Annotated in this window: 17 protein-coding genes; 6 read left to right on the top strand and 11 right to left on the bottom strand. The window is 55.0% G+C overall.

Features of this window, described 5'->3' with window-relative positions:
- Positions 1–29 precede the first annotated feature (29 nt).
- The 8 genes from H7B67_RS10915 to H7B67_RS10950 all read right to left on the bottom strand — a co-directional run bounded on the left by H7B67_RS10915 (position 30) and on the right by H7B67_RS10950 (position 12,696).
- Complete coding sequence (locus H7B67_RS10915; RefSeq protein WP_185119854.1) at positions 30–2,858, bottom strand: alpha-L-rhamnosidase; 2,829 nt, start codon at positions 2,856–2,858, stop codon at positions 30–32.
- A 31-nt stretch (positions 2,859–2,889) separates the two neighbouring features.
- Complete coding sequence (locus H7B67_RS10920) at positions 2,890–3,678, bottom strand: nucleotidyltransferase domain-containing protein (protein WP_185119855.1); 789 nt, start codon at positions 3,676–3,678, stop codon at positions 2,890–2,892.
- Between the two features lie 99 nt (positions 3,679–3,777).
- On the bottom strand, positions 3,778–4,515 hold the full coding sequence (locus H7B67_RS10925; RefSeq protein ID WP_185119856.1) for a helix-turn-helix domain-containing protein: 738 nt from the start codon (positions 4,513–4,515) through the stop codon (positions 3,778–3,780).
- A gap of 14 nt (positions 4,516–4,529) precedes the next feature.
- Positions 4,530–5,891: an MFS transporter gene (locus H7B67_RS10930; RefSeq protein WP_185119857.1), complete on the bottom strand. Its 1,362-nt coding sequence runs from the start codon at positions 5,889–5,891 to the stop codon at positions 4,530–4,532.
- A 182-nt stretch (positions 5,892–6,073) separates the two neighbouring features.
- Entirely contained in the window at positions 6,074–8,887 is a 2,814-nt protein-coding gene (locus H7B67_RS10935) for a glycosyl hydrolase (RefSeq protein WP_185119858.1), read from the bottom strand.
- Positions 8,888–9,030: 143 nt separating this feature from the next.
- Complete coding sequence (locus tag H7B67_RS10940) at positions 9,031–10,752, bottom strand: type 2 periplasmic-binding domain-containing protein (protein ID WP_185119859.1); 1,722 nt, start codon at positions 10,750–10,752, stop codon at positions 9,031–9,033.
- Between the two features lie 125 nt (positions 10,753–10,877).
- A complete protein-coding gene (locus H7B67_RS10945) occupies positions 10,878–11,753 on the bottom strand; it encodes a carbohydrate ABC transporter permease (protein WP_185119860.1) in 876 nt (291 codons plus the stop codon).
- Positions 11,754–11,766: 13 nt separating this feature from the next.
- A complete protein-coding gene (locus H7B67_RS10950; protein ID WP_185119861.1) occupies positions 11,767–12,696 on the bottom strand; it encodes an ABC transporter permease in 930 nt (309 codons plus the stop codon).
- A gap of 181 nt (positions 12,697–12,877) precedes the next feature.
- Here H7B67_RS10950 and H7B67_RS10955 point away from each other — a divergent pair, with 181 nt between their 5' ends.
- Both H7B67_RS10955 and H7B67_RS10960 read left to right on the top strand, forming a co-directional pair.
- Positions 12,878–14,545 carry a sensor histidine kinase gene (locus H7B67_RS10955; RefSeq protein ID WP_185119862.1) on the top strand — a complete coding sequence of 556 codons (1,668 nt, stop codon included), beginning with the start codon at positions 12,878–12,880 and terminating at the stop codon, positions 14,543–14,545.
- A gap of 3 nt (positions 14,546–14,548) precedes the next feature.
- Complete coding sequence (locus tag H7B67_RS10960) at positions 14,549–16,153, top strand: response regulator (protein ID WP_185119863.1); 1,605 nt, start codon at positions 14,549–14,551, stop codon at positions 16,151–16,153.
- Positions 16,154–16,690: 537 nt separating this feature from the next.
- On the opposite strand, the gene H7B67_RS10965 is transcribed toward H7B67_RS10960, so the two are convergent.
- A complete protein-coding gene (locus tag H7B67_RS10965; RefSeq protein WP_185119864.1) occupies positions 16,691–19,345 on the bottom strand; it encodes an adenosylcobalamin-dependent ribonucleoside-diphosphate reductase in 2,655 nt (884 codons plus the stop codon).
- A gap of 401 nt (positions 19,346–19,746) precedes the next feature.
- Between H7B67_RS10965 and H7B67_RS10970 the strand changes: the two genes are divergently transcribed.
- The 3 genes from H7B67_RS10970 (at position 19,747) to H7B67_RS10980 (ending at position 23,535) form a co-directional block, all read left to right on the top strand.
- Positions 19,747–21,495: a DEAD/DEAH box helicase gene (locus tag H7B67_RS10970; protein ID WP_185119966.1), complete on the top strand. Its 1,749-nt coding sequence runs from the start codon at positions 19,747–19,749 to the stop codon at positions 21,493–21,495.
- Positions 21,492–22,424 (top strand): YqhG family protein, encoded by a 933-nt coding sequence (locus H7B67_RS10975; protein ID WP_185119865.1) that lies wholly within the window; start codon positions 21,492–21,494, stop codon positions 22,422–22,424. The genes H7B67_RS10970 and H7B67_RS10975 overlap by 4 nt, the downstream gene beginning before the upstream one ends.
- A 145-nt stretch (positions 22,425–22,569) precedes the next feature.
- Positions 22,570–23,535: a hypothetical protein gene (locus tag H7B67_RS10980; RefSeq protein WP_185119866.1), complete on the top strand. Its 966-nt coding sequence runs from the start codon at positions 22,570–22,572 to the stop codon at positions 23,533–23,535.
- 23 nt (positions 23,536–23,558) lie between these two features.
- Here the strand turns inward: H7B67_RS10980 and H7B67_RS10985 are convergent, their stop codons facing one another.
- Positions 23,559–23,774: a YqzE family protein gene (locus H7B67_RS10985; protein ID WP_185119867.1), complete on the bottom strand. Its 216-nt coding sequence runs from the start codon at positions 23,772–23,774 to the stop codon at positions 23,559–23,561.
- A gap of 162 nt (positions 23,775–23,936) precedes the next feature.
- Between H7B67_RS10985 and H7B67_RS10990 the strand changes: the two genes are divergently transcribed.
- Positions 23,937–24,665: an N-acetylmuramoyl-L-alanine amidase family protein gene (locus tag H7B67_RS10990; protein ID WP_185119868.1), complete on the top strand. Its 729-nt coding sequence runs from the start codon at positions 23,937–23,939 to the stop codon at positions 24,663–24,665.
- Positions 24,666–24,739: 74 nt separating this feature from the next.
- On the opposite strand, the gene H7B67_RS10995 is transcribed toward H7B67_RS10990, so the two are convergent.
- Positions 24,740–25,582, bottom strand: a complete 843-nt coding sequence (locus tag H7B67_RS10995; RefSeq protein ID WP_185119869.1) for a divergent polysaccharide deacetylase family protein — start codon at positions 25,580–25,582, stop codon at positions 24,740–24,742.
- Positions 25,583–25,598: the final 16 nt, after the last annotated feature.

The following is a 25,598-nucleotide window of genomic DNA, read 5'->3' on the forward strand; positions in this document are numbered from 1 at the left end:
CAAGCTCCTTTCCCTCTGGCTAACGATCCTCAGTTGCTAATGGCTTTCAGTTTCAAATCGAGATCCTCCAAGAAGCTCTCGTCCATCGGATAATAAACAGCCAGCTCTCGTGGCGATGCGTCGCCGATCGTCAACCGGAGCGAATCGGGGTTCAGCTCGATGCCGGGAGGAACCAAAGGCGCGATCAACTCCAGCGCGCGCGCGTTCGCAACAAGCTCGGCCAACGGCGTACTCGTGCTCAGAATCTTGATGTAGCTTCGAGTCGGCAGATACCGGATCGCATAGCTTCCGCTGTCCAGCTCAAGCACGGCGTCTTCTCCCTCTTGAACCGCCGCCTCTGACGCCGACAATGGCCCCTCAATCTCCAGCGTCGCGGCGTCGGCGCGCGGCAACCGTACCCGGGCCGTCGAATGAAACGGAATCTCGAAGCGGAATTCAAGCCCGCCTTCGTCATCGAAGGCCCATTCGCTCCTATAGGTGCCGGATGCGGCATTTACTTGGGCTCTCGCCCACTTCAAGCGAAAATCCGGCTTCGGAGCAAGCTCGACATGTCGGAAGCCTGGCGACTCTTCGGTAGGATTGATCCCCGCGATCGCCCGGTACATCCATTCCGCGATGGCGCCGTATGCGTAATGATTCAGGGAGTTCATGCCGGTTCCGCTGATCTTGCCGTCCGGAAGAATCGAATTCCATCGCTCCCAGATGGTCGTGGCGCCTAGCTTGACGGCATACAGCCAGCTTGGGTAATCGTCGTTCAGCAGCAACGTATACCCGAGCTCTTCGAGTCCGTTGTCCGAGAGCGCGAAGTTCAGGTAAGGCGTTCCGACAAATCCCGTTCTCAGATGATTGCGGTCCAGCTTCAGCCTTCGGACGAATCCTTCTCTTACCCTTACCTTAAAGGCCTCCGGAACCAGATCCATGTAAAGAGCGACCGCATGCGCCGTCTGAGTATCCAATGCGAGACGTCCGTTCCTGGAGAAGAACTCGTCCTCGATCGCCTGCTTCACTTCTTCGGAGATCCGTTCGTAATAGTCGGCCTCATCTTCCCTGCCCAACACTTTGGCAGCTTTGGCGACCAATCGCGACGAATAGGCATAATAAGCTGAAGCAATAAAGTCCGTGTCTGTGCCGCCCATCGGGGAATCCGGATTGCTGCCGTCAAGCGCCAGCCAATCGCCGAAGTGGAATCCGACCGTCCACAGCCGGCGTCCTCCCGAGCCTTCGTCGGCGCGGATAATGTAGTCGACCCAGCCCTTCATGCTGTCGAATTGCTGCTCGAGGATCGCCTTGTCGCCGTAATGGAGATAAGCATTCCATGGAATAATCGTCGCCGCGTCGGCCCAAGCGCTGGAGCCGCCTCCTTGGACGTTCGCCGCCGGGACGACCATTGGCACCATGCCGCCGCGATCCTCTTGCTCCTTGCCCATGTCGTAGCCATATTTTCGATAGAACGCATACGAGTCCATATTGAAGCAGGCGGCACCGGAGAAGACTTGAGCGTCTCCCGTCCAACCCATCCGTTCGTCCCGCTGGGGGCAGTCCGTCGGAACGTCCAGGAAGTTGCCCTTCTGGCCCCACAGAGCGTTCAGGAACAGTCGATTCACGAGAGGGTCGCTCGTCTCGAAGCTGCCGGTCTGCTCCAGGTCGGAGTAGAGCACGCATCCCGTGAAGTCGTTCGGATCAAGTTCGCCCGGCCAGCCTTCCACCTTCACGTACCGGAAGCCGTAGAACGTGAAGTACGGTCGAACGACCGTCTCTTCCCCATTGGCCGTATACACATATTCCGCTTTGGCCGTGCGCAGGTTGTCGCGGTAGAAGTTGCCGTCCTGGAGCACTTCGCCGTGTTGGAGTCGGATAATCGTTCCCTTCGGAGCACTGGTCTTGAATCGCATCCAGCCGACCATGTTCTGGCCCATATCGAGCACGGTCTCGCCTGCCGGCGTATGGATGACCTCAATCGGCTTAAGCTCTTCCTTGATGACAACCGGCAAGCTAAGCCTTGCCGTCAAGCGATCATACCCGAGCTCGGCCGCCCGCACCGGGTACGAGATCATCGACTCGAAAGTCGAGTCGTAAACTTCGCCGTCGTAAAGGTTGCCGCTCAAGACCCGGCTTCTCGTAGCCGTCCAATCCGAGTCGGAAGTCAGCACCTCCGCCGTTCCGTCGGCGTAGACGACGCGAATCTCGCACAAGAGAGCGAACTCGCTTCCGTACAGCTCCGACTTATCGCCCTCGAAGCCGAAGCGCCCCTTGTAGAGACCGTTGCCCAAGCTGACCTCCACCCGGTTCTCGCCTTGCCGCAGCAAATCGGTGACGTCGTACGTCTGGTACTGAAGCCACTTCTGGTAAGCGTTGAAGTGAGGCGTCAAATATTCGTCGCCAGCCTTGCATCCATTCAGTTGCATCTCGTATAAGCCCAGTCCGCAAACATAAGCTCGCGCGGATTTGATAGGACCGGCCAGCTCGAACGTACGGCCGAGAACCGGGTGCTGTTCCTTGTCCATCTCGGGAACGATCCACTTCGCCTCCCAAGGCTCGTCCAGCTTAGCCGTCTCGAACCAGGCCGTCTCGCTAACGGAGTGATCGCCGTTGTCCGCCCAAACCTCGACTCGCCAATAATATCGGGTTCTCGGCGTAAGCTCGATTGGCAGCTCGAAGGAAAGACTGTCAATGTGGGCTCGTTTACCGCTATCATAAATGGAATTGGCGAAAGCTTCGTCCAGGGCAACCTCAATCCGGGCGGCGGTTTGCTTCTTTGCGTTCGTTTCTTCCACCACATAAGAAAGTCGGGGATGCTCTCCTAAGAAAAAACCTAATGGATTAGGGATTCGATTTGTTTTTAATCTAGTGATGATCATGGGAATTCATCCTTTCTGCGAGCCACTTGAATTAACGATCCGTTAGAGGAGGCTCGTGCTCGAGCCAATTCCATTCGTTGTTGTCGACGAACAAGCTGACAGCCTGCTCGAACGGAATGCCAGGATCCCGGAATCCGAGCAGCATCGCCGCGAAGGACATGCATTTGTCTACGGTCGGCTCCTTCAGCAGGACTTCAGCCTGCTCCGCGAACCCCTCCGGCTTGTACGGCGCTTGCTTTTCTGCCTTCATCAAGTCCTTGTGGCAAGGGAACAACAATCGGTTATGGGCGAGAATGATTCGGCCGCCGAACAGGACGAGCTGCGTTGCCGAATGATGGAGGAGGTATACATTGCCCTTCTGGGCTGCTTCATTCGAGAAATAATAGCCGTATAAATAAATTTGTGCATAGAAATCGCGCAGATTACGCTCGCGGTTCTCTTCGGGGTATACCGGAATCCGGTCGATCAACGATTGAAGGCCTTCCAATTGCGAGTAAACGACTTTGGATCCGACGAAAGCGTTCCGGGTCGGCTCGCTTCCCCTCTCCGCCGCCAGCTCCAGGAACCGGACGTTCACCATTTTCCCATCGATATATCCGCCCTCGTAATCGCAGATCTCGCGGTTCAGATAAGACAAATCATTCGAATTCTTGCGTCTCTCGTAAGCTTCGTCCTTCAGGATTAAGAAAACATCCACATCCGACGACTCTCTCGCTCTGCCCTGAGCGACGGAGCCCGCGGTCACCAGCGCCAACACGTCGGGGTCTTGCTTAATCTCTTCGGCAAGCGCCTCCAAAGCTCTTCGATGATGTTCGTGCATGCCCGAATTCCTCCTCGTTTAAGAATGTTGCTTCTCCTTGAAAATAACAGACCGCGGAGGCGAAAACGATGTGGAATCGCGCCATTTTCAGGGGGGAAATCAGGACTGCATCCTTGAGCGGAATGCACCCGGCGTCATCCCGCAATGGCTTTGAAAAAGGCGATAAAAAGAGTACATATCGAAGATGCCGACGGTCTCCGCGACCGATTGGACGCTTAGCCTCGTGAATTGCAGCAATCCGCAGCTGTGCCGAATCCGAACCTCCTGAAGCATCTGCACGAACGACTTTCCTGTGACCGTCTTGAACATACGTTGAAAATGCCGGGTGCTCATCGCGACAAGTCTGCTGATCTCCGTGACGGATAGCGAATTCATGAATCGGCAGCCCATGATGGACAGAGCTTGGCGGATCGGGGATTCGTCCTGCTCGAAAGGCTTTAGCTCCGACTTCTCCGGCTCCCGCAGCAACCAATCCATGAACGTCTCCCATCCAGGGGAGGAGCCTCCAACTGAAGAGGAAAGTCGTTCACCCTTAGGCAAACCGCTTAGAAGCCGTTCGAACTCCTCCGCGTATGGCGGGAGTACCCTCCACCTCATCGGAAGAATCGGCGCAGCCATTCCCAGGTCGCTGGAAACAAGCCTGCGACAAACGAGCTGCAGGTAAGCGAGAGTCTCCTCGTCGGCTGCAACGTCCAGCTCGTCGCCTATCGGAAGAACAATCAAATCGCCGCGCTCGAATCGGATTGGCTTGCTTCCGTAATTCAGCTTTCCCTTTCCATTCGAAGCGAAAGCGATCAAGATGGCTCCGACTCTTCGTTCAAACCAATCTGCGTTCATGATTGATCCTCCCCTCACATGCCGAAAGTTCCCTTGCGCTGTTCCAGATCGTCAAGAATACGCGTATATTGCTTCTCTAAAGAGAAAAAGCACAGCAGAATAGCAACGACGATATAAATCGCCAGAGGAATATGCAAGTTAAACGTAATGATCATCTGCTTCGCGGCCGCGCTCTGTTCGGAGGCGCCCTCCACATAATGGCCCCATGCCAGCATCCAGCCGATTATCGCCGTCCCCAATGCGGCTCCGATCTTGCCGCCGAAGCTGTTCACGCTGTTCGTCAATCCGACGATGCGTTGACCGTGTTTCCATTCGCCGTATTCGATCGTGTCCGCATTCAAGGGCTGAAGAACGATCATAAGGGGAATCATGCCGAAGGCTTGTACAAGCGACCCAACCAAGCCGAGCGATATGCTCTCTGGATCCATCATTCTAAGCAGGATCCCAAGCGTGCCAATTGCTAGACCGAGGACTGCGGTGTTGCGCTTGCCGATTCTCTTCATCAGCGGCCCCGATGCCAAGAATACGATCGCTACGGGAATGAGGCCGATGCCGCCCATCAGACTGACCAAATTGACGTCGCCCCAGACGTACTTCGCATAATACATGCCGGAAGTCGCCGATAACCCGAATAGAATCTGGGACAACAGCCCCGCGCTGAAGATAATAAGCCAGTACCGGTTCGTAAAAAGCAACTTGAAGGAAGAGAAAAGCGTTAACGTCTTCTTCACATCGCCGCTGTCTTTCAGTTGTTGCGTGTTATATTTCTCCTTCGTCGAACGGAAGGCGACGTAAACTCCAGCTGCGGCAATGGCGCCGAAGATCGCCGCAAGCATTGTCCATTCCAGCCTGCCGCCCCCCATGGCATTAACGATCGGAACGAAACCTATGGCTACGACCATGCCCGCCAAATAGCCGGCCCCCGCCCGGAACGCCCCCATAAGTCCGCGGTCGGCCGGATTTCGCGTCGTTAAAGCCATCAGGCTTACGTAGGGAATCGACAGAGGCGTGTAAACGAACACGAAGAAAAGGATATTGGTTGCCACGGCGTAGGCAATCTTAGCGTCCCGCCCTATATCCGGCACCGAAAATAACAGCAAGATGGACGCGAACAAAGGAACCATCATCCACAACAGCCAAGGCCTTGCCTGACCATGTTTAGAACGCGTCCGATCGACCAGAACGCCCATGCCTACGTCCGCGAAGGCGTCGATCGCTTTGGTCATGAGCATGATCGTGCCTACGATTCCCGCCGACACCCCGACGATATCGGTATAATAATAAGTGATCATTCCTAATAAGCCTGTGCCTATATTGAGGGCAAACTGCCCCATCGCATCTCCCGCCAGCGCTTTGTTCGAAAGTTCTCTCTCCATTGATATGCCTCCTAGTCCGACAATGGGTGCGTGCATATCTAAAAGTGTACCGGAGGCTTCGGTAGCGTTATATAACGCGATTCAAAGATCAAATAGCACTATCTTAACATTTCGTATCATGCAAGAAATAATTGGTTGTACATGCGGAAAAAGGAGCCGAATTCGGCCCCATACCTCTAAAGCTAAATATTATAATAGATTGTTACAGGTCCCATTAATCCGCACTCTTGCGGTTTACGATTCGGATCCGACGCCATTAAAGCGTTGTTCAAAGTCGTCGCTACTTCGATCTCTAGCGTATTAACTCCTTCGAATTGGATATATTCGCCGATCTGAATCCGACGGCCGATCTGATTCGCGCCTTGTATCCCCCTCCCATTCACAAATACTCGGAATGTATCACTCACTTCACCTAAGTCCAGAATGACGGAATTCCTATTCCCCCCGTGAGCTTCCAGTCGAAGTTCCGTTCGATATCGGCCGATTCCGGACACGGATCGCAGTTCCGGCAGTTCGGTCCAGGAACGAAGCTCATCCAGCTCCACCTCGATATGCTCGAGCTTAGTTGAGGTCGGTTGATCGCCCGGACTCCAACCTTCCACCTCTAGCGACCAACAATCCATAACGACGTGTTTTCCTGTACCCGATGGTTTCGGACTCTCCAGACCGTCCCCTTCGGGCCATTCTTCGAGGATAGCGAAGAGCGCTGATTCGTTCGGGGCCAGTCGGAGCTTCACTCCAGCACGCCCAAGTGGAAACAAATTCGCCGCTATTGGGTTCGCTGAACCATCCCAAGCGTTCAAACGAACCGGAACCCCCCGCCCCTCTAGCAGAACTTCTCCGTCATAGGTCTCATCACAGCTAGGGTTGTATAAGAAGTAGTATTGGCATCCTATTTGGTTACGTCGAGCAGATAATAAGGGTAATCCGCTTCGGAATTGCACCGCAGGGACGACATTGAGCTGAGCCAACGCCTCGAATACATGTGCTTGATCTGGAACAAGCCGTACTGTACGCCTATCCAGCAAGACGGCAATCCGCTCCTGTAATCGAGATTCCTGGATTTTCAGGTCAGCAATGCTTCCCGGATAAGAGACGACTCGGCAGGGAATGTTTCCAACTAGAACGATAGGAAGTCCCTCTGAGGCTAGAGCGATCAACCGTTCAGCCGTCTCGACTGGGAGATCGGAAGACATCCAATCGCCGCTGACCGTATTCTTGCGCATGTCGACGATAATCGCCCGGTAAGCCGGCCCGTCCGCGGCCAAAGCGGGTTGCCCGTTAAACTCTCCCACTTTGGCACTCGGTGTCTCCAACAGGCAGGGACTGATAAAATCATACGTATATCCCGCTAACTCATAAGGTGTAAGCTCCGTTCCCATACCTTCATGGATCCCGTCAATATGGTGCCGGTAAATCGCCAAATCGACCTTGGGCTTTCCTTGTTGCAAAACGTATTGGCTTCGCGCAATATAATCCGTTAATGCTCTGGCATGCCTGGAGGTAGGTTGGCGAGTCCCCCATTCATTCGAGAACATACTGCCCATCAGAGACATTCCCGGCCACTTGAACATCGCCTCGAAATGGCCGGAGGCGGACGCTGTTTCGTAGGACATGCCATGGAGCACAGCTTGGTTGACGCCAGCCGAGAAACCGCGATGCAACTGCCATAACAGACCGAAATCATGACCCGTCCAGGTTTGCTTATAGCCGTATCCCATCACCGCACCGACCTCGATGGAATAAATCTCGCGCTCATAGAGATGAACCGCCCCCGACTGCAGCCGATATCCGTCCGTCGAATCGCGGAAGCCAAGCGATTCCGTCTCGGGAATATCGACTTCGGCTAAACCTGACGTCAACTCCGTGGTCATCCCATAGGTCTGATATCTAAGCTTCATGTTGTGTCCGTTCGCCCATAGTCTTAACGTCCGCAAATGATTGTCGCGAAACAGCTCAGTCAACGTAGTGAAAAAGTCGTTTCGGATGCGGCCGTTCGCCTCGCGTTCGGCGAAATCGTACTCCGAGTTTCCGTCCGTTCTGTTGCCCGCGCCCAATTGATAGAGTCCCTTAACGAAGATAGCGGGAAGAAAAGGAGTCAAGTCATAGCCCCGACGGGCACGGAACTCTTCCAAGACGCTCGGAGACCAGATCGCGACGGCCATCGGAGTTGCGCCGTACATTCCTCCTTGCATAGTCGCGTTTAGCTCGATCGAGTCGCAGAATAAATTGCCGGCGTTCTTCTCATACAGTGATTGAATGTACGGATCTGCAAAAAGGTGCTCCTCCCAGAAACCCGTCACCGCATCGGCGGAAGCCTTCGAATAATGATCGATGACGGGGGCTCCGATCGAATCGTTCATCTGGCCGTTTGTTTGGCTCCAGAAGCCAAACAGGCACCACTTGCCGCTATCGGGTGCCGTCCACTCGATGCGCTTGCCTCGTGTCTTGTGCGTTAGATCAACGGCCGTCTCCAGTTCGAGCGTCTTCAGGTTGCCTACCGTCTCCCCGCCTTCTACTTGGCGAGCTGCGGTTACGGCTGTTAGCTTATAATTCCTTTCCGGATCGATTGTCGCGGGAACGGGAATCTCGCCGCTATAACTTCCTGTTACTATGATCGTTCCCACGTGAAGCCCTTGAGCACACCGCTCATCGTTCTTATCCATGATGGCGGGAGTCGCAATCGGCCACAGCGGTCCGATCGTGAAGTCTAATTGGAAGTTTAGCGGAATTGCCGCTTCTAGCGCTGCCTTCATCCGATCGTTCCACTCCGGACCCCCAAACCCATATCGGCCATAATCTGAGGGCTTTACTTCTACATTCGGAATCTGGAAGAAATGAATAATTTCCGCACCGCCGTAACCTGCCTCCGCCATCCACTCGATTTCCCGTTTGATTTCCTCATTCTCCATGAACGCGCCGGGTAGCCACCATCGCATTCGCGGACGGAATCGTTTAGACGGAGATCGAAAATACTCCATTTGCCATGTTGTCATATTTTACTCTCCCATGCATCTTTAGATTGAATTTAACATTATAGGAGCATTTATCCTCGCGATATATGAGATTGCGCCATTTGTTCGGCTGTTAAAGGGACGGCGGCTTCGGTATCCCCGAAGCCGCCGCGGTTGTTGTAGGTTTATTGCTTGACCGAATCGTACCACTCGTTGACTTCCTTCGTGATGTCATCGCCGCCGGAAGACTTCCACTTCTTCACGAACGAATCGAATTCATCCGGAGAGGCCTTGCCGTAGATGATATTCGTGAACGTATCCATCTGCATTTTCTTCAACAATTCGTTGCGCGAGGACATCGTATCGGTGGAAGACCCGAGGAAGTATTCCGGCACGTCGGAATCCGTCTGCTCCATCGCGACAAGAGTAGCTTGTCTAGTGATCAATTCCAAAGGATTGGTTGCATCTACTCCGATAATTCCCGTCGTCGCCATGGATGCCAAATCCGAACCAGTCAACTCTTCGCCTTTCGCGATCTTAATGTCCGTCGCAAGAGTCTTGGAAGGATAAATGGAAGCTGCGCCCGTCAACGTGTATTTCATCGTTGCGGCTTTGCCGCCAGGAATGTCCTGCTCGCTCATGTCGGCCTTGCCGTCCTTAATAACATAATCATAGCCTTCCTGGAATCCCTTAAATAAGAACGGATCGTCGCTCTCGAAGGCAGTATACAACGTGTTCTGATAATGGAAGAACGCTTGCAGAGCCTCGTCGGTGATGTCTTTACTGATCAAGATCGCGCTAGTATAGGGAACTCCGATCGTGCGAAGCGTCTTTTGTCCGCCTTCGCCTGTCGGCAACGTATAAGGGACGTACATGGCCGTCGGATTCGAAGCGAGCATCAGAGAACCCGGGTATACCATCAACCAGTTCTCGCCGCCCAGCATGCCTACCTTGCCAGCCGCGACTGTCTCCGCGACTTTATTGAAATCATGCAAGGCGATATCGGTTGCAATATAACCTTTGTCCTTCCACTCTTTAAGTTTCGTAAGCGCGTTCTTGATGCCGGGTTGTATCGAGCCGTATTGCAGCTTGCCGTCTTCGCCAGGATACCATCTTTCCGGAATGGCACCGAACATGCCGAAGATCCACGAAGTATCACCGATTGGGTAGCCTAGAAACGCGTCTTTCATGCCGAAATCCAGCGCTACAGTATCTTTCTTGCCGTTCCCGTCCGGATCCTGGTTCACGAACGCGTCCATGACCTTCTCCAGTTCCTCAAGCGTCGTCGGCGCCTGCAGATTAAGCTTCGTCAGCCAATCCTGCCGAATCCATAGCGGAGACTGAGTGCCCATGTTCTGGCGGATAACCGGGATGGCGTACTTCTTGCCGTCCTTCATGAAGGGCTGCCACGCAGTCGGCGTCTCCGCCAGAGCTGCCTTCCACGTCGCCGAAGCGTATTTCTCGAACGCCTCTGACACGTCCATGACCTTCCCCGATTCGATGAACATGCTCGTCGTCTCTTGCTGCGTAGAGACAAAGATGTCGGGGAGCTTGTCGCCGGACGAGAGCATAAGCTTCAGCTTCGTGTCGTAAGAGCCGTCGCCGGTGGGTGAGGTCCAAAGCGTTTTGATGTCAACGCCTAGAGTATCTCTAGCCCAACGAGTGTGAACGTTATCCGAATAATTCTCTCCGTTCTTAAATGTAGCGGTCGGATCCTCGCCGCGGACGGTTGTAATCGTAACGGCATGATCGATTTTACCGTCAACGATATTTAACGCAGGGCTGCTGGAGGAAGGACTGGGAGATGCTTCTTCGGAATTTCCGTTATTCGAACTGCATGCCGCAAGCGAAGCGATTCCGACGGACATCGCTAGAATCGAAGCCGCTATCTTTGCTTTCTTTTTCATACTTATTAGCCCCCTATGGCCATAAATGATGTTTGCCCTTTTATTATAGAAACGCTTACATATTGGTTATATAGCGCGAAACAAACCTGGCATAACGGAATCTTAACATGGCCGGCAGGGCTCTTCTATTCCTTGACCGCGCCGATGACAATTCCTTGCGTGAAGAAACGTTGAAGAACGGGATAAATAAGCAGAATCGGCAGCGCCCCGATTAGAACTTGGGCGGCTCGAATGGAGCGATTATTCAGTTTGGCCACCTCGCTGGCATTGGATGCATCCACGATAGGAACCGAAATGATCGACTTCAACAGCGTACTAAGAGGAACGTTGTCGCCTTTCATATAGATCGAGCCCATGAACCATTCATTCCAGTCGTTCACGACCATGAATAAGCCGACGGTAGCCAGAACCGGTAACGAAAGCGGTAGAAACATTCTCGCGAACACTTGCCAGTGATTAGCTCCATCCATAAAGGCTGCCTCTTCCAATTCCTTAGGAAGTGCCTTAAAGAAGTTCATGATCAGAATCAAGTAAAATACGTTGACCGCGCTCGGCAAAATAAGAGCCCAGATCGAATTATATAGCCCGATCTTGGTTACGAGAAGGTAGGTCGGAATCATGCCTCCATTGAATAGCATGGCCACGATGAAGAAACCGACAAACCCCTTGTAACCGGCAATTCCGTCCCGGCCTCCTCCCTTAGACAGAACGTAAGCTGCTAGACAGTTCACGAGGAGACTGACAGCCAGGCTAAGGATCGTACGCTTTGCGGATAACCCTAATGCCGGAAGGAAAGTCGGATTCTCAAGCGCCTTCTCATAAGAATTGAAGTTTAAACCGATCGGCCAGAACGTCACTTGATTGGACATGACGGACGCACTCGAGCTTAGAGATAGCGCAAGCACATGAAGCAGCGGCACCAAACAAACCAGGGCGAGAAATACCATCAGAATTTGATTGAAAATTTGAAATGAACGCTCGGCTGTAGTCGTCGGTTGCAAGTGAATTCACTCCTTAGAAGATTTTATAGCCGGCGACCTTATAAGCGATTCGGTATGCGCCGAGAATGAGGAAGAGACTGACGACGGATTTGAAGAGACCGACTGCCGTGGAGAAGCTGTAATTGCCATCAACTAGCCCCATTCGGTATACGAAGGTGTCGATAATGTCTCCTTTGCCATATACTAGAGGATTGTACAAGTTAAAGATTTGATCAAAGCCGACATTCAGCACCTGGCTGATCGATAACGTAAGCACGACGGCGATCGTTGGGACAATAGATGGCAACGTGATGTGCAGCGTTTGTTTCCAACGGCCCGCCCCATCCAATTGAGCCGCTTCATAGAGCGCGGGATTGATTCCGGCCAATGCGGCTAAGAAAACGATGGAACCATAACCGAACTCCTTCCAAACATCACTCGCGACAACCGTAATAACGAACCAGTTATTATCTCCGAGGAAGAAGATCGGGTCAAAGCCTATGACCTTCAAGGCCTCGTTCACCAATCCGTTCGTCGGATCGAGAATTTCAAGGAAGATTCCGCCGAGCACGACCCAAGACAGAAAATGGGGTAAGAACACGAATGTCTGGACCGCGCTTCGAAGGAACTTTTTGCGAACCTCGTTGATGAGAAGAGCGAACGTCAGAGTAGAGACCGTACCGAAGAACAACTTAAGCAAAGAGATCCGGAGCGTGTTCCAGAACACCTGAACGCTATCCGGGTATTCGAACATGAACTTGAATTGTTCCCATCCGACCCACTTCGAACCGGATATGCCCAAGTACGGCTTATAATCTTGGAAAGCCATAACGATTCCGCCGAATGGGATGTAAACGAAAATAAACGCGAGAACCACCGCCGGCGATAACATGAGATACAACTGCCAGTTATCTTTTCGCCTTACGATTTTCTCTTTTTTCTTGATGGTCGTTGCCGTGTTCATGATATCCTCCCATGTTGAGTTGTCATACGAGATGCCTTCATTGTAAAACCGCGGCTAGACAGGCGAAATAATGCATTCCAAAGGACGAATAACGCAATCTTAACTTCTTCCCTTCTCGTACGCGATATGTTCTATAATCGAAGACAAGGCATCCAATTCGACAAAACGAGGGACCGGATCTATGTTCAAACAATACCGAACCTTCTACAGCGTCCTTCTGCTGCTTGCGCTGACGACGACGATCGTCATCGTTATGTATTCCTATACGATCAACATCAGCCTGTCCACGGTCAAACAAGACATTCAAACGAATAATCTGAATCGCATCCGTTTCGTCGTGAACAATCTGGACCATAGCGTACGACAATTGGATATGCTGGGCATGGCGCTCGAAGCCGATAAGAAACTTGGGCTTTTGCCTTCTATCGACCTTATGGACAGCTATGATCAGGTAAAGCTCATTCTGGATTTGACGGACAAAATGAACCTTCAGAGCTTCTCGGAGGGCTGGAACAATCAGATTGCCATTTATTCTCCCGTTCTGGATCAATGGATCGGCTCCTCCCCTACTCCTCTATCGGTTCCGAACAAAGCCGACGAGGACAAATGGATCCTGGATGTAGCCAGGGAGACATTTATCTCTTATCGATTTCATACCGGATATACGATTCAAGTTTCTTTTCCACGGGACAACATCCGGCAGATGCTCGATCAAGCGAAAATCGAACACAATGATCCGTTCTTCTACAAAGCCGACGCCTCGATCATTGCGAACAGTGATTCGGATCCGAAGCGAATCGAAGGAATTATCGCCAATCTGAGGCTGGTCAAGCCGGAAGGAACCGCCATCGTCAAGTTGGATGGAACCCCGTACATGGTCAATTATTTGCTCGCCGATTCGCTCGGTTGGTACCTAATCGATTATCTGCCCTCTAATGAAGCGCTGCAGCCTATCGTCCGAACGCAGAATTACTTCTATGCGGCTTGCATCGCTCTGTTCCTTGCCGGAGTCCTAATCGCGGTGTTCCTCTATCGCAAGGTCCAAGTTCCGATCGTCACATTGTTAAAGGGAGTCCGCCTTCTTAAGCACGGGGACTTCTCTTACCGAATCAAGAAAGTCAGCCGCAACGAGTTCGATATCCTGTACGAGAATTTTAACGACATGACGGCTCAAATCGAAGATTTGATCGAGAAAGTATATAAAGAAAAAATTGCCTCCCGAGAGGCTATGGTTAAACAGCTTCAGGCTCAGATTAACCCTCATTTTCTGTACAATTGCTTATTCTTCATTAACAATATGACCCGATTAGGGAACGATGAAGCCGTCACGGCGATGACCAAAAACCTGGCGGAATACTTCCGCTATTCGACCCGGTTGGATGAGCCGATAACGACTTTGGAAAAGGAACTTGGTGTCGTGCGCAACTATTTGGAAATCCAGTGCCTGCGGATGGATCGGCTGAGTTACGAGATCGACGTACCGGAGCCCATGCTTCGGCTTCGAGTACCTAAGCTGCTGCTTCAACCTTTGGTCGAGAATTCCGTCATTCACGGGATCGAGAACAAAAGAAGCTCGGGATGGGTTAAGGTATCGGGAAAGCTAAAGAACGGATCCTATGAAATCAGAGTAGAAGACGATGGGAAAGGCATGTCCGAAGAGGAGATCCGGCATCTGCTCGGACGACTGCAATTGCCGCCTGACGATTCGATGGGACGAGCCTTATGGAACGTCTCCCAACGAATGGGCGTACACTTCGATCCTCCCTCCGGAATGGAGATCGAACCCCGCCCCGAGGGAGGTTTGGCGGTCGTACTGCATTGGAAAGCTTCTGTTGTGAAGGAGGATTAACGCATGTATCAATTGCTGATCGTAGATGACGAACGGTCTGTCGTCGACAGTCTGGCGTTAACGATTTCTTGGGAGGACTACGGTATCGAAGAAGTCCATTGCGCTTATTCTGCGGAAGAAGCGTTGGAGATCGCGAACAAGCACGCCATCGACGTGCTGGTGACCGATATTCGTATGCCTGAGACGGACGGACTTGAACTTATCGAACGTATCCGCCGCTTCTCGCGCAAGATTCGCTGTATCATATTGTCAGGTCACGATGAATTCGAATACGCCCAGAAGGCGATTCAATATGGAACGATGAGCTACCTGCTGAAGCCGGTCGATATCGAGGAACTAATCCGGGCCGTGAGATCGGGCATCCAGGATATCGAACGTGAATGGCTGGAGATCAGCTCGCATAGGCGATTGCAGCAAACCCTGCATGCGAACCTGCCCATGCTTCGGAACCAATTGCTTAACGACTTGCTTCGGAATAGGCCGCTTCGCAGCGATGTACTCGAAGAGAGGCTCTCGATTCTTGGCTTGGACTTTCGGTCTGGAGGCCCGTATCGGATGATGGTCGTCCGTCTGGAGGAGGACTTCTCCGGCTACGACCTTAAGTCGTTGTCCTTGCTCGAATACGCCGTAAGCAATATCGCGGAAGAAGTGCTTCAGGACTTGTACGAGGTTTGGCACGGCGCGACGGAGCAGGGATATCTGGTGTTCCTCCTTCGCAGCCGTGTCGAGGATGGAATGGCGTTGGCCGATTCCTACGCGGTCAAATTCCAGAACCACGTTCAGAAATTCTTAAAAGGCTCCCTGACGATCTGCCTGAGCGGAATCGGCGAATTCCCAAACGGCTTATCGGAAACGTACCTGTCTTCGATATCATCTATCCAACGGAATGCGGGGCGTCATCATAGTTATTTTATCTCGACGGAAGACGCTCTCGCTCCTGTTAACGATAGGCGGCGAATCTCGCTTCTTGAGCCGCCGCTGCTTCCTTCTCTGCTGGAAGAAGGCAATTGGGCCGAAGCGTTGGCTAAAGTTCGCAGAATGTTATTCAGGAACGAGGCCGATGCCGAGCCAACTCCGGATCATCTGCTTACGGTTCTGCTCTACCTCTCTTCCGCTTTCAGTCTCGCTTTCTCGGCGGAGGACGGCACCGTGGAGGAGCAGCTCGGAGAGGAATTCGACCTGCTATTAAGGAAGAAAAGCCATCTCTCCCGACAGCGAATCCTCGATTGGGCCGAGAGCCGGATCGGGGCTATTCGCGCCAAAGCTTCCGACGGAATGGAGGATGCCCATCGTCAGATCGCTTCCAAGGTTCGCGCGTTCATTCAGGGTAATCTGGCTGCAGGCATCTCCCTTCAGCTCGTAGCCGATCATGTCGGGCTTCATCCCGTCTATCTGTCCAAGGTATACAAGACGATCACCGGGGAGACGATCGGAGACTATCTCTATCGGACCCGAATGGAGAGAGCCGCCTATCTCCTGCGCGATACGGAGCTCAAGATCGCGGAGATCAGCAGCCAGCTCGGCTTCCTGGCTCCTCCGCACTTCATTAAGATCTTCAAGAAGCATCATGGGTGTACCCCCCAAGAATTCCGTAATAGACAAAATTAAAGCCATGTCTTTATGAGTCCTCGGGCACCGTATATGAGATTTGGATCAACGAAGTAGAATACACTGAAGAATATGGGCGATCTTTTTTATGTTCTTATATTCTAGCCCGACGCAAGCTCGCTTCGCATGCAGAGTATTCCGGACGGCCATTGATGAAGACATACGGTCACAGGGTTGCCTTTTGTTTTAAACGTTTTTCGGCGGAATAAACCTACGGTACTGGCGACAACCATTGCAATCGAAAAAAGCAGACGGAGAAACACTGGCGCCAGTGCTTCCCATCTGCTGTTTGTTTGATGGCGCAATCCTTCTCTTCGCTATGCTACGAGACTGCGATAAGGATGCATCATCCGCACCTCTTCCTCCTGTTACGTCTGGTTGGCTCTCTGAAAAGAGATTCGCAGAAACGGTTCTCCCTGCACAATAATGGAGAGGAGACCTTTTGTCTACAACTTATTTTCCGAGTCTCCCGAATTTAGGTTGATTCTGCTTCAAATGAAAAAAGCCCCCGTCCCCGGGGGCTTTCCTCATCCTATCTTAACTGCACTTGCTATACCCGCAATTCGCGCAGGTCTTGCACCCTTCCACGTTCAGCAGCGAAGCCGAGCCGCAGGACGGGCAGAAGTCTTTGGACGCGTACGGCGCTAGCGAGCTCGATCCCCCATGCCCGTGGTCGTTCAGCACGTTGAACGCGCTGGAGGTCGCGGCGATCGGAGCTTCGACGGCGGCCGATTGCTCTTCTTCGGCGAGCAGGTCGGCGTGCAGCTCGAGCGCCTTGGCGACGGCGTCCGCGATCGACTCGACGCGGTTCGGGCCGAAGCCGACGGCGCCGGAGCCGCCGATGCCCTTCAGGTGCTTGACGAGCAGCTGCACCTTGTTGCCATGGTCGCCGTACCGGAGGAACAGCGAGCAGACGCGGCCGAGCGCTTCCGCCATCGCGAACACGTCGGAGCCGGCCTTGCCGACGTTCAGGAAGATCTCGCCCGGCGTGCCGTCGATGTCGTTGACGGTGATGTACGCCATGCCGAACGGCGTGTTGAACTTGTACGTCGCGCCGCGCAGCACCTTAGGACGCTTCTTGTATTGCTTGTCGAAGACGCCGAGCTGCTGCGGAGTCGCCTTCACCGGAAGCGATTCGGCAAGCGTTCCGATCGCGGCCGTCTCGCCGGCCGTAGCCGGAGCTTCCGCCGCCGGAGCCGATTCTGCCGCTACCGATGCGCCAGCCGATTCCGAAGCTGCCGGAGCCTCGTCCTTCTTCTCGTCCTTGGACGTGCTCAGAACCTGAACGTCCCGGCTGCCGTCGCGGTAGATCGTAACGCCCTTGCAGCCGAGCTCGAACGCGAGCTCGTACAGCTCGGCCGTCTCTTCGACCGTGAAGTCGGACGGGCAGTTCGCCGTCTTGGAGATCGAGCTGTCCACCCAGCGCTGGATCGCCGCTTGCGAGCGGATGTGATCCTTCGCGGACAAGTCCATCGCGGTGACGAACCATTCCGGCAGCTCCTCGCCCGGATGCGCGTCCTTCCACTCTTGCGCGATCGGCACGAGCTGCTTGTCGAAGCCGAGGCGGCTCTGGCGGAAGTATTCGAACGCGAAGTACGGCTCGATGCCCGTGGACGTGCCGACCATCGTGCCCGTGGAGCCGGTAGGCGCCTGGGTGAGCACCGTGACGTTGCGCATGCCGTTCTTGCGAACCGCTTCCGTCACTTCCGGGTACACTTCATGCATGTTTTTCATAAAACCGCTTTGCAGGAACGGCTCCGCCTCGAACGCTTGGAACGAGCCTTTCTCGGCCGCGATCTCCGTGGAAGCGAGATACGCTTCCTTGGCCATGAACCCGTACAGCTTGTCTAGGAACTCCAGGCTCTCCGGGCTGCCGTAACGAACCTCCAGGCGAATCATCAGCTCGGCGAGACCCATCGTTCCGAGACCGACGCGGCGCTCCTTCTTCTGGTTCGCTTCGTTCTCGGGGAAGTGATAAGGCGTCTTGTCGATGACGTTATCAAGGAATCGCGTCGAGTAGCGAACGACTCGGCCGAGCTCTTCCCAAGCGACGTCGTGCTTCTCGGCGTCGTAGAACTTGGACAGGTTGATCGCCGACAGGTTGCAGACGCCCCAAGCCGGAAGTCCCTGCTCGCCGCACGGATTCGTGCAGATGATCGGGTTGAAGTACCAGCTGTTGGACATCTGGTTGTAGTATTCCATGAAGACGACGCCCGGCTCGGCCGACTTCCAGGCGGACTCGATGATCGTGTTCCATACCTCGCGAGCGCGAACCGTGCGGTACGGGATGACTTGCTTGCCCGCCTTCTTCCACTTGTCGAGGTCGCCGTCCCACAGCGCGTCGTAGTCCGGATCCTTCGTGTCCGGGAACACGAGCTCCCAGTCGAGGTCTTCCTTGACCGCCTTCATGAAGCCGTTGCTTACGCAAACGGACAGGTTGGCGTTCGTCACTTGGCCCATCGTCTGCTTGACGGTGATGAAGTCGACGACGTCCGGATGCCAATCGTTCATCATGAGCATGAGCGCGCCGCGGCGGCTGCCGCCTTGCTCGATCAGGCCGGTCGTGTAGCTGAACAGGCCGCCCCACGATACCGCGCCGCTCGAGGAGCCGTTCACGCCCTTGACCACCGCGCGGCGAGGACGAAGCGAGCTCAGGTTGATGCCGACTCCGCCGCCGCGAGCCATGATCTCGGTCATCTCGGTCAGCGTCTCCATGATGCCGCCGCGACTGTCCTTAGGAGAAGGAATCACGTAGCAGTTGAAGAGAGTCAGCTCGTCGCTGGCGCCCGCTCCCGCGGCGATCCGTCCGCCCGGAACGAGCTTCCAATCGTCCAGCAGCCAGCGGAACTTCTCTTGCCATTCCTTCTGCTTCTCCGGCGCTTCGACCGACGACATCGCTCCGGCCAAGCGGTCCCACATCTCTTCGGGAGTCTTCTCTATCGTCAGAGTAAGCTTCTCCACCTCGGATTGAACGACTTCGCCGCTTCTCGTCCGAACCGTCGCGATCCGTCCTTCCCGGGCAATCACTTCGCCGACTTCCTTCGCCGGGAACTTCGGATCGTCCTTCGTCAGCACGAGGACGACGTCGCCGACCTTCGCCTGATCGGATTCCGCGTTCTTCCAAGCATACCGGTCCAGGAAAATTTTCTCGCTTAGTCCTTCTAACCGCTTCGTCTCCACCGTCGTCTTCAATCCGGTACACCCTCTCTTATTGGCTTTGCAGCAACGTTCCTCATACTCTCATCATCCAACAATGTATGTAAAATTTCAATATATAGTGTGCGTTTCTCATTATACTACACCACATATGGGGCTTCCACCGAACAAAAGACCTGTCTCCTCGAAAGATGCCCGATGAGGTCGAACACCCTCGCTCATCCTCCGAATATCTCTCTTTTTCATAGTCCGATTAGGTTTGAATTCCTATCGTTGGTTCATACTAAAGGTTATTCCGCCACGCGAGACGCAGCATTAGAGGCACAGGCCGCTCGCGATAGACAGAGCTAGGAGGCTGACCCACGTTGAGCTACGATCCGCTGCAGAACTTGACCGTCACCCCCGCCGCCGAGGAGGTTAAGACGTCCATTGACGGCCTGGCCGCTCCGGGCTCCGACACCGATAACCAACCGAAGCCGGCGCAGCCTGCCCGCAAGCTCCATCCGCTCGTCGATCTCTACGTCGACCGAAGCTCGTTCGAAGAGCTGGAGAGACGGATCGAGCGCAACGGCCCCTGGGACGATTGGGGTCTGTATCAGATGGCTTGGGAAGCCGAGGAGGCTTGCCGCATCGACGACTTCCACGAGCTCCAATCGCTGCGGGTGCTTCCCCAACTCACGCCGCTTCCGCACCAGCTCGACACCGCCCGGCGCGTCCTGCACGAGATGCGGGGCCGTGCCATCCTGGCGGACGAGGTCGGACTCGGCAAGACGATCGAAGCCGGGCTTATTCTTAAGGAATATATGGTGCGGGGTCTCGTGAAGCGCGCTCTGATTCTAGTGCCCGCCTCCCTGGTCCTGCAATGGGTGCGCGAGCTTAACGCCAAGTTCGGCATCTCCGCGATCGCCCAGAAGAAAGGCTACCACTGGGCGAACGACATCGTCGTCGCTTCCATGGACACGGCGAAGCGCGACCCGCATCGCGCCGTCATTCTCGACAGCGAGTACGACATGCTTATCATCGACGAAGCTCACAAACTTAAAAATAAACGAACGGGCAACTATCAATTCGCGGGCGATCTGCGCAAGAAATATTGCCTGCTGCTGACCGCGACTCCCGTGCAGAACGACCTGAACGAGCTTTACAATCTCATTACCCTGCTGAAGCCCGGCCAACTCGGCGGCGAAGGCGAATTCGCAAGCAACTTCGTGGCCGATCGGCGCACCGCCAAGAACGAGGACCGGCTTCATGCCGCCCTGGGACAAGTCATGATCCGCAACCGGCGAAGCGACGGCTCGCTCGAATTCACCAAGCGGTCCGTGACGAACGTCCCGCTCCATCTCTCCGACGACGAACAGGCTCTCTACGACGGGGTGACGCAATACGTTCGGCAGCATACCCGCTCGGAGAAGGGCGACATGGCCAGCATGCTGTCTCTCGTCACCCTTCAGCGCGAGGTGTGCTCCAGCCGGGACGCCGTGTTCCTGACGCTGATCAACCTATCGAAGAAGGTCACCCCCGATTCTCCTCTTCAGCACAGGATCTGGGAGCTGGTAGACCTCATTCGCAACATCAAATCCAACACCAAAGCCGAGAAAACGATGGAGATCATCCGGAATATCGACGACAAGGTGATCGTGTTCACGGAGTACCGCGCCACCCAGGATTACCTGATCCGCTACTTCAAGGAGCACGACCTGACGGCCGTCCCCTATCGCGGGGGCATGAATCGGGGTAAGAAGGATTGGATGATGGATTTGTTCCGGAGGCGGGCCCAAGTGATGGTCGCTACCGAGGCAGGAGGGGAAGGAATCAACCTTCAGTTCTGCCACCATATCATCAACTTCGATCTTCCGTGGAATCCGATGCGGGTCGAGCAGCGAATCGGCCGGGTCCACCGTCTCGGCCAGACGGAGGACGTGAATATCTTCAACCTGTGCACGTACGGGACCATTGAGGAACATATCGTACACCTGCTCCATGAGAAAATCAACATGTTTGAAATGGTAATCGGGGACCTGGACGAGATCGTGGAGCGGATGGAAAAGGAAGAATCGCTGGAACGCAAGCTGGCGAGAATGGTGCTGGAATCGAGCGACGCCTCCGACCTGCGCAAGAAGATAGACGGGCTTGGAGACTCCCTTCTCGACGCGAAGAACCAACTGCGGAAGGAGCGAAAGCCATGAACGCGAAGCAAGCGCAGAAGTTCGCCCTCGCTTATCTGCAGGCGACGCAGTGCCACATTATCGAGAAAAGCCCCTATCACGTCACCGTCAAGCTGTCCCCGGAGGCGGACCGGGCGCTGACCAACCGTCCTTACTATTGGAACTTCGTCGATCGGACCGGAACGGAACCGGAGACGATGACGTTCCGTTGGAACTTCGCGGCGCCCGGAGAAACGGACAACGAGGCCGCATCCGGTTCGGCGCCGACGCATGCCAGCCTGTTCGATCCCCATCCGGCCGCGCCCGCCTCGCAGACGGCTCCGCTTCTGCCGAACGGCGTCAGGGTCATCCAGGACGATGTCTACTTCGGCTCGAGGCGGCTGACCCAGCTCTTCGAGACGATCAAGCAGGCGGGGCGTTGCGTCACCCTGTTCGCCGAGCCGTCGCGCGGCTCCGGCAATCCTCTCGGCTCCCAGCCCTATACGGCATGGCTCGGCGCGAACTTCAAGGTCAGCTACGAATGCGACATGAGGCGCGAGGAGCTGTACGGGATCGGCATTTCGCTTGCGACCGGCGTCATCGACGAACGGTTTCTCGCGCGCCTAAGGGAAACGAAGCTCACCCCTCGGCTTCCTTCCAACGTCCATCTCCTGCGCAACGGGCTGTCTCTACGCAAGGCGATGAACCAATTGGAGAGCTCTCTGGAGCGCCGGATCAAGCAGAGCGACTTCCGTTGGGCGGAAGAAGCGGAGGAGCGGCGTCTCGACGAGCTGGAGCGCGTCGATCAGTATTACAAGCCGATGATCGAGAGATCGGCGACGCAGGAGCAGAAGGACGCGATCTCCGCCAGATACCGCCAGCGCGCCAGCGAGATCGATTGGCAGTATCGCCCGAGGGTCTCTCTATCCGTGATCAATTGCGGCATTTTCCACCTGCCGGGCATTGAGTAGCTTATGGTTCGATGAAAATAGTTCGGACACCCTATGCGGCGCCCGACACGTTCTAACAGGATCGGCAGCGCTTGTCCATTATAATGCTAGAAGCGGACAAGACAGGCCGACCGGATTCCGAGTAGAAAAGGGAAGGTGAATCCCCATGCGAATCTTGCCAAGCTTTCGAACCATGATCAAGCTGCGCGCCGCCACGCCGGTTTTGCTTCTCTTCGCCATGTTGCTGCCTTTCGGCAACGCGGCCTCCGCTTCCATTGAGCAAGCCCGCAGCAGCCCTGCCGTCCATGCCTTAACCGCCGCCGAATCCGCCTCCCGCGAGACCCTAATGAAGCAAGCGGCCAGCTGGGTCAGCACCCTATCCGAGCAGGAGGCATTCGCCTCTTGGAAAAACTCGAAGCTGAGAATCCAGCCGCTCGGCCCCGGCACGCACGGCTGGCTCGTTACCGTTCACGAGCCGAACGGGCAAGCGATCGGATACCTGGTCGCTTATGCCGCGGACGATCGCACTTACCAATTGGGCGAGTACGGGCTCGGAGGACAGCCGCTCTTCGACGAAGCCTCGCTTAAGCAGTCGCTGTTCGCCAACGGTTTGATCGACTCGCTGTCGAATGCCGGCTACACGGCAACCATGCATTATGTCCATCCGTTCGCCGCCGTTTGGAAGGTGAACATCGGCTCCGACACCTATTGGCTCGACGCCAAGAGCGACGAATTGCTTCCGCTGAACCCCGAATCCTGGGACTCGATCGCGATCGGGTCCAAGCCCTTATCCGTTCTTAACCCGAAGGCTTCCGAAGGTTCCGATAGATCGCCGGACCGAACGCGGACCCTTGTGCTGAACGCCCCCTTCGATCCCTATGAGCGTCTGCCCTGGCTGTCGGGCGAGAAGCCCTTCGACGCCTCCGACGTAACGTCGTTCTCCAAGCGGTTATCCGATAACCTGCCGCTCCGTTACGTCTCCGAGCCTTTCGGCGACAAGATGCTGTACGCTCTATCCGTTATCGGCTATCACCAGTGGACAAGCGGAAGGCTGGACGCGGCGCTGGACATGAACGGAACCCGCTTCATTCCTCTTGCCTCGCTGAATCAACTGGGTCTATTTTATCCATAAAGAAAACAAGCCGCAGCCCTCGGTCAAGAACCGGGAGCATGCGGCTTGTTTCTGCGCCTATGTTGCCACCAGAGATGCATGCCCATCGGCAGCAGCACCCCGAACACGTGGGTATACCAAGGAAGCCTGCGGCTGCGCTTGCGTTCCTTCTCCGGCTTCGTTCCCTGGGCAGGAGTCGTCAAATACGTCGCGACTCGCTTGAACATCTCCTTGGCCAATTCCGCGCCTTCTCCCGCCATCCGTCATCCCTCCCTCTGCTTTTTCTTAGCATGCCCTGCCGCATCTCGAATCAAACGGAACCTCAATCTAACATAGCCGTATGAGATTCCCCTATCCGAGCCACGATAAAAGAGGCGTTAAACGGAACTCGGCTTACTCCCAATGGAAAGGATCGTGAGAGGATGTTGTTGCGCGGCGGCGGCTTAAGCAGAATCGTTTGGCTGACGGCCATCGGCTTGACGGGAGCGGGACTGCTAGGAGCGTGGGCTCCTCCCCCGCAGCGGCTGGATAGCCCGGAGCCTCTATCCCATGTCCGGCACACCCTTCCCACAGCGGAAGTGTTGATCGATGCGGGGCACGGAGGGATCGATTCCGGAACTCATTGGGGCGACGTTATGGAGAAGGATATCAATCTCGCCATCTCCCGTAAGCTGTACATCGTGCTGAGAGGACGCGGGATCAAGGCGGTTCTTAACCGTACCGGGGATTATGCCCTTAGCGACGATAATCGATGGCAGAGCGCTTCCCGGCATAACCGGGACCTCGCCCAACGGAAAGGGCTGAGCGACGTCATCGAGCCCGAGCTGTTCGTCAGCATCCATGTGAACTGGTCGAAGAAACGCGGCAATCGCGGTCCTATCGTCATTCACCAAGACGAAGGCCGGAGCGCCCTTCTCGGCGCTTTTATCCAAGATGGCCTGAACCGCCAGCAGAGCTCGAGAAGATTGCCGGTACCGAGCAATAAATATTACGTGCTGAATCGGGTCAAAGTCCCCAGCGTTATCGTCGAGACCGCCTTTCTTAGCGATTCCCGGGACCGGGAGATGCTTATCTCTCCGCGCGGCCAATCGCGCGTCGCCCTGGCGATTGCCGACGGCATTCTCGCTTACTTCTGCGTTTCCCCTTCGTGAGGAGAACCGAATGGATGCAAATCGAGACAATAGAGGCCATCCCAAGTTTACGAACTTTAGGATGGCCTCTCGGATTATTTATTTGCCGGCAACGGGGGATCCGGGGGCAGCAGCTGGGTCAGCTTCACAAACCTTGCGTCTCGTTCCAGCTGGGGAATGGCTTCCCGAAGAGCGCCCGAGGTTATCAGCCCGGAAGGACCGACATGCCCGATCGTAACGCAGCTCTCGTGCTTGCCGAGATGCTCGCGGACGACCTGCAGCTGCTTGGAGACGTGCCGCGTCGTGTACACGTCGTCGAGGAACACGTTGTTCCGCAGCAAGGGAATGCCGACTTCCGCCGCGACCTTCGGAATAACCGATTTGTAAGACGTCCGGCTGTCAAGGAAGAACAACCCTTTCTCCTTGCACACTTGCAGGACGATGCGCATGACTCTCTCGTCGGCGGTCGCTTTGGAGCCCATGTGATTGTTCATTCCTACGGCATGCGGGACGTCGCTAATCGCCATCTCCACGCGCTTCCGGATTTCTTCGTCTGACAGCGAGGTCAGAATCGCGTTCGGCCCCAGCCAGTTCGGCCTTCCCTTTACGGGCTCCATCGGCATATGAACGATGACATCGTGCCCCTTTTGGAACGCAGCCTCCGCGTCGCGCTTCGTGGACGGAAGGAAGGGCATGACCGCCGCGGTCAGCTTGATCGGCAGGTCGAGCATTTGCGCGGTACCCTTCATGTTGTTGCCGAAATCGTCGATGACGACGGCGATCTGTCTCCCTACTTCCCCGGAGGGCTCGGCTTGCCCGGCAGATTGCGCCCCCGCCTCCGATGCCGACGCCGTTCCGGTAGCCCCTGCCGTCAACGTAGCGATCAACAGCGTCCATAACGACAATCGACGCCCCCAGATTTGTCCGTATGCTCTCAACTTATGGAATCCTCCC

It is taken from the genome of Cohnella thailandensis (genome assembly GCF_014212135.1).
Classification (GTDB): Bacteria; Bacillota; Bacilli; order Paenibacillales; family Paenibacillaceae; genus Cohnella; species Cohnella thailandensis.